10 protein-coding genes are annotated in these 12,095 nt (G+C 71.2%); 3 read left to right on the forward strand and 7 right to left on the reverse strand.

Going from position 1 to position 12,095, the window contains the following annotated elements:
- Window positions 1-115: 115 nt before the first annotated feature.
- Window positions 116-1,810: a PHP domain-containing protein gene (locus ACIRDU_RS06560; RefSeq protein ID WP_403575436.1), complete on the forward strand. Its 1,695-nt coding sequence runs from the start codon at window positions 116-118 to the stop codon at window positions 1,808-1,810.
- The gene (locus ACIRDU_RS06565; RefSeq protein WP_403575438.1) at window positions 1,792-2,319 is read left to right on the forward strand and encodes a hypothetical protein; all 528 of its coding nucleotides are present in this window, start codon (window positions 1,792-1,794) and stop codon (window positions 2,317-2,319) included. The genes ACIRDU_RS06560 and ACIRDU_RS06565 overlap by 19 nt, the downstream gene beginning before the upstream one ends.
- 9 nt (window positions 2,320-2,328) lie before the next feature.
- On the opposite strand, the gene ACIRDU_RS06570 is transcribed toward ACIRDU_RS06565, so the two are convergent.
- The gene (locus tag ACIRDU_RS06570; protein WP_403575440.1) at window positions 2,329-3,111 is read right to left on the reverse strand and encodes a hypothetical protein; all 783 of its coding nucleotides are present in this window, start codon (window positions 3,109-3,111) and stop codon (window positions 2,329-2,331) included.
- Window positions 3,112-3,340: 229 nt separating this feature from the next.
- Here ACIRDU_RS06570 and ACIRDU_RS06575 point away from each other — a divergent pair, with 229 nt between their 5' ends.
- On the forward strand, window positions 3,341-4,630 hold the full coding sequence (locus ACIRDU_RS06575; protein WP_403575442.1) for an MFS transporter: 1,290 nt from the start codon (window positions 3,341-3,343) through the stop codon (window positions 4,628-4,630).
- Here the strand turns inward: ACIRDU_RS06575 and ACIRDU_RS06580 are convergent.
- The 6 genes from ACIRDU_RS06580 to ACIRDU_RS06605 all read right to left on the reverse strand — a co-directional run bounded on the left by ACIRDU_RS06580 (window position 4,620) and on the right by ACIRDU_RS06605 (window position 12,083).
- On the reverse strand, window positions 4,620-5,426 hold the full coding sequence (locus tag ACIRDU_RS06580; RefSeq protein ID WP_403575444.1) for an ABC transporter permease: 807 nt from the start codon (window positions 5,424-5,426) through the stop codon (window positions 4,620-4,622). The genes ACIRDU_RS06575 and ACIRDU_RS06580 overlap by 11 nt on opposite strands.
- Before the next feature lies 1 nt (window position 5,427).
- Window positions 5,428-6,231, reverse strand: coding sequence for an ABC-2 family transporter protein (locus ACIRDU_RS06585; protein ID WP_403575445.1), 804 nt, complete (start codon window positions 6,229-6,231; stop codon window positions 5,428-5,430).
- A 1-nt stretch (window position 6,232) separates the two neighbouring features.
- Window positions 6,233-7,228, reverse strand: coding sequence for an ATP-binding cassette domain-containing protein (locus tag ACIRDU_RS06590; RefSeq protein ID WP_403577277.1), 996 nt, complete (start codon window positions 7,226-7,228; stop codon window positions 6,233-6,235).
- Window positions 7,229-7,353: 125 nt separating this feature from the next.
- Window positions 7,354-10,227, reverse strand: coding sequence for a glycoside hydrolase family 2 TIM barrel-domain containing protein (locus tag ACIRDU_RS06595; RefSeq protein ID WP_403575447.1), 2,874 nt, complete (start codon window positions 10,225-10,227; stop codon window positions 7,354-7,356).
- 12 nt (window positions 10,228-10,239) lie between these two features.
- Window positions 10,240-11,121 (reverse strand): carbohydrate ABC transporter permease, encoded by an 882-nt coding sequence (locus ACIRDU_RS06600; RefSeq protein ID WP_403575449.1) that lies wholly within the window; start codon window positions 11,119-11,121, stop codon window positions 10,240-10,242.
- On the reverse strand, window positions 11,118-12,083 hold the full coding sequence (locus tag ACIRDU_RS06605; RefSeq protein WP_403575451.1) for a carbohydrate ABC transporter permease: 966 nt from the start codon (window positions 12,081-12,083) through the stop codon (window positions 11,118-11,120). The genes ACIRDU_RS06600 and ACIRDU_RS06605 overlap by 4 nt, the downstream gene beginning before the upstream one ends.
- Between the last annotated feature and the right edge of the window lie 12 nt (window positions 12,084-12,095).

Raw genomic sequence — 12,095 nt, forward strand, 5'->3', positions numbered from 1 at the left:
CCTGCTCACCCCACAGTCGTTCAACGTTCACGTTTCGCCTCGATCCTCCACACGCGGCGCAGTCATGCGCCGCGGAAGGCAGCCGCGGACGGCAGCGGCACACAGGAGGCGTTTCATGGGACACGGGCACGCACACGGCCATCACCACCATGGGCACGACCACGAGCACCGGGCCCCGGCGGACCTGCCCGCGGCCTTCGACACCTCCGTACCCGACGAGGCCCTCACCCCCGAACAGGCCTCGCGCCGCTCGCTGCTGCGCCGTGCCGGCCTGCTCGGCGCCGGCCTCGCGGCCGGCAGCGTCCTCGCCCAGGCGACGCCTGCCGCCGCCTCGTCCGACGGCCGCCGCAGGGACGGCTTCCTCTGGCTCGCCGGCGACCACCACATCCACACCCAGTACAGCAGCGACGGCAAGTACCGCGTCGTCGACCAGGTCCGCCAGGGCGCCAGGCACGGCATGGACTGGCTCGTCATCACCGACCACGGCAGCGCCACCCACGCCAGGATCGGCGTGGAGAAGGTCAACCCGGACATCCGCGCTGCCCGCGACGCCTACGAGGACACCCTCGTCTTCCAGGGCCTGGAGTGGAACATCCCGGCCGCCGAGCACGGCACCGTCTTCGTGCACCCCGGCAGGAACGAGGTCGCCGTCCTCAAGCAGTTCGAGACCGACTACGACGGCAGCGTCAAGAACGCCTCCGACTCCACTCCGGCCAACGAGGCTCTCGCCGTCGCGGGCCTGGCCTTCCTGCACGACCAGGTGAAGCGGCGCAAGGTCAAGGACGCGCTGATGCTCGCCAACCACCCGGCGCGGCGCGGCGTCGACTCCCCCCACGAGATCCGCGCCTGGCGCGACGCCACCCCCGCGAGCCGCCAGATCGCCGTGGGCTTCGAGGGCGCCCCCGGCCACCAGGCCGCCGGCCTGCCCGCCCCGCTCGGCATGGCCCGTGCCCGCGGCATCTACGACAACAGCCCCGGCGCCAACTCCTTTCCCGGCTACCCGCCGGAGAGCTACCGCACCTGGGGCGGCTTCGACTGGATGACCGCCACCGTCGGCGGCCTGTGGGACAGCCTCCTCGCCGAGGGCAAGCCGTGGTGGATCACCGCCAACTCCGACTCCCACCAGGTCTACGCCGACACCGCAGTGCGCGGCCCCGGCGGCGACTTCAACGCCGACGGCCGCTACCCGGATCCCGTCTACGGCGGGAAGATCGACCTCACCCAGGGCGACTACTGGCCCGGCCAGTACAGCCGCACCCACGTGGGCGCCGACGGCTTCTCCTACGCCGCCGTCATGGACGGCATCCGCGCCGGCCGCGTCTGGGTCGACCACGGGCAGCTCGTCGACTCCGTGGACGTACGCGTGACGGGCGGCGGCCGCTGGGCCACGCTCGGCGGCGCGCTGCACGTGAAGAAGGGCACCAAGGTCACGCTGACCGTCGCGGTCGCCCCCGCCGGCGGCCCCAACTGGGCCGGTTTCCTCCCCGACCTGGCCCGCGTGGACGTCATCCAGGGTGATGTGACCGGCCCGGTCGCCGACCGGGACACCTTCACCGCCCCGACCGCGAAGGTCGTCAAGGCGTACGACGTCAGCAAGTCCACCGGTGTCATCCGCCTCACCCTCGAACTCGGCCGCGTGGAGAAGCCGGTGTACGTCCGGCTGCGCGGCACCGACGGCAACCGGTCCGCCGTCGGCGCGATGGGCGCGGCCGTCGACCCGGCGGGCCCGGCCCTCGACGTCGTCGGCGACGCCGACCCCTGGCGCGACCTGTGGTTCTACACCAACCCGGTGTGGGTCCTGCCCTCGTGACGCGGTACGCCCTCACCGTGGACGCGGGGGTCGGGGAACTGCGCGCGGCCGACCACCTGCTGCACGCCCTGGCGGCCGACCTCGCCCTGCCCGAGGACGCGTTCGGCTGCACTCACCTGGTGCGCGGCGAACGGCCCCGCGTGGTCCTGTCCCTCGCCCTGCCCTCGGAGCCGCTCCGGCGCACCGCCCTGGAGCGGCTCACGGGCGGGGGGTACGAGGTGTCGCCCGGCGTACCGGACCCGGTGGGGCGCGCGGTCCTCTACCCGGGCGTCACCTCGCTCACCGGGACGCTGACCGTCGCGGAGGTGCTGTCCGGGTCAGCGATCGACCGCGTGACCGTCCTCGGCTCGCCGGACCGGCCCGTCCCCGGCACGACGCTCGTGACACGGGACCACGTCCGCCCGCAGTGGCGCGACGGCGCTCTCGTCCTGACCGCCATGCCCGCGGCGGGCGGCACCCTGGTCCCCTTCGAGGTCCCCGACCCGACACCCTGCTGCGCGGACCACTGACGCCTGACGTCAGCGCCGCCGCAGCAGTTCCAGGTCCTCGCCCCAGGAGTCGAGGACCCGGTCGTGACCGGCCCGGCGCGCCGCTTCCTCGATGCCGGTGAAGAGGGCGCGCTGGGTGGGCGGGTCGCCGTCGGCCAGGATGCGCCGCAGGACCGGCAGGAGCCGGTGCACGTCCCAGCGGGGGTCGCCCAGCGGCTGCCGTTCCAGCTCCCACCGCAGGTACTTGTTGTAGGGCCGGACGCGGTGGTGCAGCGCGAAGAGCACCTCCAGGGCGTACGGGACGGTCTCGGCGGCGTCCAGATGGCCCAGGTCGGGGCGGTGGTCGCGGTAGCTCTTCAGGGAGCGGTAGGTCTGGTTGACGTAGGCGTCGAGCCAGCCGGCGGCGGCGTCCCGGGCCTCGTCGGCACCGAGCGTCCGCTTCTCGTCGAGGATGCGGGCGATGGCCCCGTCGAGCCGGTCGAACAGCACCTCGGCGTGGACGTAGGAGTACCGCGCGAAGCTGTCCGGGCGGCCGGGCATCCCACGGGTGCGGAACTCCGCGAGGGTGATGACGACGAGGTCGAGGTGGGCCGAGCGGAAGCGGTCCAGTGCGGCCAGGGCCGGCACGCTCTCGTCGCGGACGACGACGTGCAGGTCGTGGTCGGAGTGGACCGTCGGCATGCCGGCGTGGACCCGGGAGCCGCTGAGGACGAGCCCGACGACGCCGGGATCGGCGGTCGCCCGTGAGGTGAAGGCCCGCAGCGTCTCCTCGGGGGTCCGGCCGGGGACGGGGGCGTAGCTGTCGCGCACCATGGGGATCTCTCCATGCGGAAACGTCCGCGGCTCGCGCGCGTCGGGCAGCCGCGGGTACGGATCGGTTCGCTTCTGCGGCGCCGGGGAGCACCGCCGGAGAGATCACTTCACGGTGCCGAGGTTACCCGTTCAGGCCTGTGAGTTCAGCGCGTCGGGCGGACCCGGCGCGCAGCGGGCCGCCGCCGCGGACAGCCGTAGGGTGGGATGGGCGGGACGTGGGGGAGGCGGCATGACGCACGGTGCGGAGCGGCGCGAGGACGGACCCGGCAGCGCCGGGGACGTCGCCGGCGAGGGCTTACGCGGCGGGCGTCCGCTGTGGCGGCAGCGCGACTTCGGCATCTTCTGGGCCGCCCAGACCCTCTCCGTGCTCGGCGACTCCTTCGCGCTGATCGCCCTGCCCCTGCTGGTGCTGGAGGCCACGGGTTCGGTCGCGCGGATGGGCCTGCTGACGGCGGTGGGCGGGGCGGCGGCGGTCGTGGCGGCGGTGTTCGCGGGGGCGGTCGTCGACCGGGTGGACCGGCGCCGGCTGCTCATCGCCTGCGACCTGGTGCGCATGGGGCTGTACGGGGTGATCCCGCTGGTGTGGCTGTCCGGCCCGCAGATCTGGCTGCTGTACGGGGTGCTGCCGCTGTGCGAGGCGGTCGGCATGCTGTTCGCGGTCGGCTACGTCACGGTCGTGCGCGGCCTGGTCGGCACCGGGCACCTCACGGAGGCCAACGGGAGGCTGAACGCGACGGCTGCCGCCGCGGGTGTCCTGGGCCCCCTGTGCGCCGGAATGGTCGCGGCCTGGTCCGGCCCGGCGGCGGCCGTCGGTGTGAACGCGGCCAGCTTCGGCATCTCCGCCTCCTGCCTGTTCTTCGTACGTTTCCGCAAGCACACACCCGACGACCGGCAGGGCAGGCGGGCCGGCCTCCGGCAGGACCTGCGCACCGGCATCGCCTTTCTCTACGGCCATCCCGTACTGCGCTCCCTCACCGCCCTCCTCTTCGTCTTCAGCTTCCTCACCCTCGGCCTGAACGACCTGGTCATCTACCACCTCAAACACGACCTCGGCCATGACGACGGCACGGTCGGCACGGTCATGGCGGCCGGCGCGCTCGGCACCATCGCCGGTGCCCTGCTGGTGGCCCGGATCCGCCGCCGGTTCGGCTTCGGCCCGACGTGGACCGGCTCGGTCGCGGTGTGCGGCCTCGCCTTCGCCGGCCTCGGCCGGGCCCACGACGTCCCGGTCGTCGCGGCCCTGAGCGCCGCCTTCCTCGCCTGCGCCGGCATGGCGGGCACCTGCTCGATGTCCCTCCGCCAGGAGGTCACCCCGGAACACCTCCTGGGCCGCGTCACCTCCGCCTTCTGGACCCTTCAGTACGCGGCTGCCCCCGTCGGCGCGGCCGTCCTCACCTGGGCCGCGGAGGAGCAGGGCACCACCCCCGTGGCCCTGGTGGCCGGAGCGACCTGCGTCGTCCTGGCGGCCACGGCCCTGCTCACGCCGATCCGCGGCTCGGGCCGGACCGTCAGCCGTTGACCCCGCTGTAGTGCCGCAGGCTCCACTTCCACAGCACCCGCGCCGCCAGATACGCCAGCAGCCCGAGCAGGGGTGAGGCCGCCGCGAGCCAGTAGGGGACTCCGGTCGTGTGGCCGTGGCCCGTCAGGACCGCCGCCGGGAAGTAGGCGACGAACGCGAGCGGGAGGCCGAAGGTCAGGAAGCCGCCCACCGCCTTCGGCAGGACGTTCAGGGGGTAGCTGCCGAAGGTGCCGAGGAGTTCCTCCAGCCAGCGGCCCCACAGGTCGGCGGCCGGGAAGCGCAGGGACGCGCTCGCCACGACCGTGAACAGGGCCGCCTCCAGCAGCATGCCGCCGAGTACGGCCGCGACCAGGTACGTGACGCGGCCCGTCGTCCAGTCCAGATCGCTGCGGGAGAGCGCGCCCGCCATCAGGCCGGCCGCCACCGTCAGGTCCCCGATCGCGTTGGTCGGGAAGAACGCCAGCTGGATCTGGCGGTGGACCGGCATCGGGCGCATCAGGTAGATGTCGATCCGGCCTTCCTGGATCTGCCGTCCGGCCCAGTGCATGCGTCCCAGGAACAGGACGAACAGCCCGTGCGCCAGCATCCGTGTCGCCGGGATCAGCAGCACGTCGGAGCTGTCCCAGCCGCCCATCCCGGCGAACCGCGACAGCAGCACCGTCGCGAACACGATCACCGACACCTGCCAGATCGCCCCGATCGCGATCATCAGCAGGAACTCGGTGCGGTACTCCATCTGCGCGCGGAAGTTGAGCGCCGTCACGCGCCACACGATCCGCAGTGCCTTCAGCGACATCTCAGCCTCCCTGCGAGATCACGCGCCGGGCGGCCCGCCGCCACAGCAGCCGGGTGCACAACGCCAGCGCCACGACCCACGCGGCCTGCACGGAGAGCTGGAACGCCGCGTCGGACAGGGGAATGCGCCCCACGTACAGCGACAGCGGAACGCTCAGCGTGGCCTGGAAGGGGAGGAACGCGCTCATCGTCACGAACCAGTCCGGGAAGAACCACAGCGGCGCGTACACCCCGGACAGCAGGTTCTGCGCGAACAGCAGGATCAGCATGGCCGCGGTGTTGCGGATCGTCCAGAAGCACAACTGGTCCAGGACCAGCATCACGTAGTACAGCACCCACTGGCCCAGCAGCATGCTGAGCAGGAACACCCCCGCCACGGCGGGCGACCGGGGCGGCTCGACGACGCCCGCGGCCAGGCAGACCAGGTATCCCGTCAACGCCCAGGCCAGCCCGTACAGTTGCTCTCCGGCGGCCCGCAGGGCGTAGTAGCGCTGCGGCGGCAGCGGCCGCAGGTACCAGTAGACGATGGTGCCGAAGTGCATGTGCTGAAGGACCGTGTCCCGGCCCGCGTACTGGTCCAGCTCCCGCAGCCGGGAGGCCAGTACGGCCAGCACGGCGTACGTGACCGCCTGGTCGCGGCTCAGCCCCGCGGTCGTGCCGGTCTGCGCGTACAGGCCCCTCCACAGCGACCAGACCAGCACCACCTGCACGGCCAGCCGGAGGGCGACGGCGGTCATCCGGGGCGGTGCGTTCAGCTCGCCGAGCGGGGTGACCCGGGCGGCGCGCCAGGCATGGAGCACGGCCACCTCAGGCCTCCCCGGCGTGCTCGTACGCGGCCCGCATCACGTCCTCGAGGTCCGCCTCGTCCAGGGCGATGTCCGTCACCTCGAACCGCTCGATCACCGCCTTCAGTGCCTGCTGGAGGGTGGGCGCGTCCGGCCCGTCAGGGCCGAGGACGACCTGCTGGCCGGTGTGCCGCAGCAGCGTGGTGCCGGGCGGCGGGACCACTTCGGCGTGCGGATCGGCCAGCGTGGCCCGCACCTGCCAGGTCGAGCCGAACTTCCGGCGGATCTCGTCGAGCGTGCCGTCCAGCATCAGCCGGCCGTGGTTGACCAGCACGACCCGCTCGGCGAGCCGCTCCACCTCCGTCATGTCGTGCGTGGTCAGCAGCACCGTACGGCCACGCTGCTCCACCTGGTGCCGCAGGAACTCCCGCACCTGCTCCTTCACGACCACGTCCATGCCGATGGTCGGCTCGTCGAGGAAGACCACCGGCGGGTCGTGCAGGAGGGCGGCGGCCAGATCGCTGCGCACCCGCTGCCCGAGGGAGAGATGGCGGACCCGGGTGTCCCAGAATGACGACAGGTCCAGGATGTCGTCGAACTCCCTCAGCCGGGCGGCGTGTTCGGCCTTCGGCACCTCGTAGATGTCCCGCAGGATCGCGAACGACTCACGCACCGGCAGGTCCCACCACAACTGGGTGCGCTGCCCGAACACCGCGCCGACGTTGCGGGCGTTGCGCTCCCGCTCCCGGTACGGCACCACGCCCGCGACCCGGGCCTCGCCGGACGTGGGGGTGAGGATGCCGGTGAGGATCTTGATGGTGGTGGACTTGCCGGCGCCGTTCGGGCCGAGCAGGGCGAGGAGTTCGCCCTTCGCCACGTCGAAGGTGATGTCGGAGACGGCGTGCTTGGCCACTCGCTCGGGGCTGACCAGGGAACGGACGGCGCCCGTGAAGCCGGGGCGGCGGACGGTGGTGTGGAAGGTACGGGACAGCCCGCGGACCTCGATGGCGACACTCAACTGACCCACCAACTCCCTTGCGGTGAACGCAGCAACGGCCGGTCGGCACGAGGGCCGACCGGCCGCGGATGACAGTCCGACACTGTCGGAATGTCGATCAATCGGTCAATCGATTAATCAGTTTCTTACCTGGTGGTCGAGATGACGAACGAGAACTCCGCCGGCTCCGCCTTCAGGAAGTACTGCGGCAGCGGACCAGGGCCGCAGGACTGGGAGCCGATGCCGTGCAGCCCGTGATCCAGGTTGACCCACACGGTGTCGCCGGGCGTGAGGTCGGTGCGGTGCCGGGCCGCGTCCAGCTGCTCGGTCGTCCAGCGCCGCGCCGTGAACCAGAACTCCGGGTCGCCCTCGATCCGCAGGCCGCCGAGCTCCACCCACCGGACGTCGGCGCGGGCACCGTTCTCCTGTGGACGGACGTACGGCGTCTGCAGCCCGTCCACCGTCGACTGCCAGCGGCCCACCATGGACGCCTTGGCCGTGTCCGGGTACGCCTCGCCGGGACCGCCGCCGAACCACTCCACGCGGTCCGCCTCCGCCAGCCCGAAGCGCACCCCGAGCCGGGGCAGGGGCACCGTCCAGTCGCCCTGCGGCGTCACGGACACGGACAGTCGCAGCCGCTCGCCGTCGGACGTCCAGCGGTACACCGTGTCCAGGCCCACCTCGCGGGCGGCGGGCGCCACCCGGGTCCGGACCGTCAGCGCGTCCTCGCCGCCCTCGACCGACACCAGGCGGTGCCGCATGCGGTGCAGGCCGAGCGTGCGCCACAGCATTCCGTAGCGGGTGTCGGTCTGCCACTCGGCGCCGTCGTCGTTGTCGGTCGGAGCCCGCCACACGTCCAGCCGGGGCGATGCGGTGACCTCCACCCCGTCGATCGAGAGCAGCGCACCGGTGCGGGCGTCGAACCGGGCCGGGCCGAGCGTGATCCGGTCGTCGCCGAGCACGGGCCGGTCGGCCGCCGGGAAGGACGGCAGCGGCCGTGCCCCCGCGGCGAACTGTCCCCAGGCCACGACGTGGCCCTTCGCAGCCCACAGCGTGTCGTCCGCGAGCAGCGCCCGCACGGTCCACTGGCGTTCGCCGCCCCGGCCGTCCACGGGCGGCTCCGGCAACTTGACCTCGGCGCTCTCGCCCGGCGCGAGCGCCGGCACCGACAGTGAACCCGACTCGACCGTCTCGCCGTCCACCTGGCACGACCACTCGAAGGCCAGCGCGGACAGGTCGGCGAAGTCCTGCTTGTTGGTGACGTGCACCGTGCCGTTGGCGCCGTCGCCCTCGAGGCGGACCGGCTCGATCACCTTCTTGTACTCGACGAGGCCCGGCGACGGCGTCCGGTCCGGGAAGACCAGCCCGTCGCACACGAAGTTCCCGTCGTGCAGCTCCTCGCCGAAGTCACCGCCGTAGGCGTAGCCCAACTCGGCGTGCCGGACGCCGTGGTCGATCCACTCCCAGATGAACCCGCCCTGGAGCCGGTCGTACTTCTCGAACAGTTCCTGATAGTCGGCGAGCCCGCCCGGGCCGTTGCCCATGGCGTGCGCGTACTCGCACTGGATGAACGGCAGCTCGCGGCGCTTGTGGGTACCGCCGTCGAGCTGCTGCCCGATCTTCTCGACCTCGTCGTGGAAGGCGTACATCCGCGAGTACACGTCCGTGTCGCGGCAGTTCCAGTCGCCCTCGTAGTGCACCAGCCGCTCGGGGTCGCGGTCGTGGATCCACTCGGCCATGGCGGTGAGCCCGCGGCCGGTGCCGGCCTCGTTGCCCAGCGACCAGAACACGATCGACGGGTGGTTCTTGTCCCGCTCGACCATGCGCGCCGCGCGGTCCAGCAGGGCCGGGGTCCAGCGGTCGTCGTCGACCGGGTTGTCCCGCCAGTCCTGCTCGGTGAAGCCGTGGGTCTCCAGGTCGCACTCGTCGATGACCCACAGGCCGTACTCGTCGCACAGGTCCAGGAAGGCCGGGTGCGGCGGGTAGTGCGAGGTGCGCACGGCGTTGAGGTTGTGCCGCTTCATCAGCAGCACGTCCTCGCGCATGGTCTCCAGATCGAGCGCGCGGCCCCGCTCGGGGTGCCACTCGTGCCGGTTGACGCCCTTGAACAGGATCGCCCTGCCGTTGACCTTGACGAGCCCGTCCTCGAGGGCGACCGTACGGAAACCGATCCGCAGCGGCACCCGCTCCCCGTCCGTGGCCAGCACAGCGTCGTAGAGCTTGGGCGTCTCGGCGGTCCACGGCTCGACGGCGACCGTCACCGGCTCGCCGGTGGCGACATCGATGTCCAGGGCCGGCACGGTCACCCGGCCCTCGACGTCGGAGTCGACGCGCAGGGTGCCCTCCCCGGTGGTGTGGTCGTAGGAGGCGTGCACGAAGAAGTCGGCGACGCAGCCCGCCGGGCGGTGCAGCAGCGTCACGTCACGGAAGATGCCCGGCAGCCACCACTGGTCCTGGTCCTCCAGGTACGACCCCGCCGACCACTGGTGCACGCGCACGGCGAGCACGTTGCCGCCCGGCTTCAGCAGCTCGCCGACCGCGAACTCGTGCGGCAGCCGGGAGCCCTTGAACTCGCCGAGCTCGGTGCCGTTCAGCCAGACGCGGGCGCAGGACTCGACACCGTCGAAACGCAGCACCGCCCCGCCGTCCGACGGCCAGTCGGACGGCAGGTCGAAGACGCGCAGATGGTCACCGGTGGGGTTCTCCGTCGGGACGTACGGCGGGTCCACCGGGAAGGGGTAGAGGTGGTTGGTGTAGATCGGGGAGCCGAACGCCCCGTCGCCCTGGAGGACCCAGTGCCCGGGGACCGTGACCTCGGCCCAGTTCCCGGCGTCGTAGCCCTCCTCGGCGAACGAGTCGTCCTCGGCGCCGGCGGTGGCCGACAGCCGGAAGCGCCAGCTGCCGTTCAGCGACAGGGACCGCGTGTCCGAGGACGCGTACCAGGCACGGGGCGGCAGGGCACCGCTGCCCGGAGAGACGTCCTCGACGTAGTCGACGGATGGGGTCGTGCGGAAAGACATCGGTCTCCTAGCTCAGCCCTTGATGCCGGTCTGTGCGATCCCCTGCACCAGCCAGCGCTGGAGGAAGAGGAAGACGAAGATCAGGGGCAGGATCGAGATGGCGGTGGCCATGAAGATCAGGTGGTAGTTGACGGTCTGGTTCGTCATGTACGACGACAGCGCCACCTGGACGGTCCAGGCACTCGGATCCTGTCCGATGACCAGGGGCCACAGGAAGGAGTTCCAGCCGTTGATGAAGGTGATCGTGGCCATGGCCGCGAAGAAGTTCAGCGAGTTCGGCACCACGACGCGCCAGTACGCACCCCAGTAGCCGAGCCCGTCCACGCGTGCCGCCTCCTCCAGCTCCTTGGGGAACCCCAGGAAGTACTGCCGGAACAGGAAGCAGGTGAAACCACTGAACAGGCCCGGAATGATGAGACCCCGGTAACTGTCCACCCAGCCGAGGGACGAGACCAGGACGAAGCTCGGCACGAAGGTGACCGCCGTGGGCACCATCAGGGTGGCCAGCACGGCGTAGAACACCTTGTTGGCGTGCCGGTACGGGATCCGGGCGAGGCCGTACCCGGCGAGCGAGCAGATCAGCAGGATGCCGGCGGTGTGCAGGACGGCGACGACGACGGAGTTCCACAGGGACCGGGCGAAGTCGACGGTGGGGTCGTTGAAGGGTTCGGCGATGTTGCCCCACTGGATGGCGGTGGGGAACCACTTCCACTCCTCGCCCGTGATCTCCGGGTCCGTCATGAAGGCGTTGCGGACGATCAAGTAGAAGGGGATCAGGAAGAGCAGGGCGGCGACGCCGGTCGCCAGGTACAGGCCGGTGTTCCCGATGACACCGCCGCGCTTGGCCTTGACCGGCTTCGTGCTCTTGTCGATGTCGGGTGCTGTGATGGTCACTTGGACTCCTCACCCCTTCCGAAGCCCATGATCTTGCCCTGCAGCAGGGTCACGACGCAGATGAGCAGGGTCAGGACGACCGCGCCCGCGCTGCCCGCGCCGTAGTTCTGGTTCTCGCCGAGGGCCATCTTGTAGAGCTCGACCAGCGGGGGCTGGCCCCAGGTGGCCTTGCTCAGCAGGTTGAAGAACTCGTCGAAGGCCTGGTAGGCGGCGATCAGCAGGAGCAGGATCACCGCGGTCGACGTGGCCCGCAGCTGGGGCAGCGTGATGTGCCGGAAGGTCTGCCAGCCCGGCTTGGCACCGTCGATGGAGGCGGCCTCGTACAGCTCCCGCGGGATGTTCTGCAGCGCCGCGAGGAAGAGGATCATGTAGAAGCCCGACTGGAGCCAGAGGCGGACGGTCACGATGACCAGCCAGTACCAGGGCGGGTCGGGGCTCGCCAGCCAGGCGATGTTGTCCACGCCGAACCAGCCGATGACGGTGTTGGCCAGACCGAAGCGGACGCCGTTGAAGAGGGACATCTTCCAGATCAGCGCGGCGGCGACATAGCTGACCGCGGTGGGCAGGAAGAACACCGACCGGAAGAACGCCCGCATGAACCGCAGCCGGTTCACCAGCAGCGCCAGACCCAGTGACATCGCCCAGGTGGCGGGCACGATGAACGCGGCGAAGACGGTGAAGGTGACCAGCGAGTTCAGGAAGTCCTCGTCCGTGAGGACCTGCCGGTAGTTGTCGAAGCCGACGAACTGGCTCGGTGTGACGGTGAAGCGTGCCTCGAAGAAGCTGAGCCAGACGCTCCAGCCGATGGGCACGAAGACGAAGATGATCAGGCCGATCAGGAACGGCCCGGTGAACAGCCAGAAGTTGAAGGTGCTGCTCGCCCTCAGGCCCCGCCGCGGCCGAGGCTTGGAGACCTTGGCCGGGGCGGGCTGGGCGACCCCGCGCGTGGTGGTGGTCGACATGTCGAGATCCGT

Source organism: Streptomyces sp. NPDC093598 (assembly GCF_044764825.1).
GTDB lineage: Bacteria > Actinomycetota > Actinomycetes > Streptomycetales > Streptomycetaceae > Streptomyces.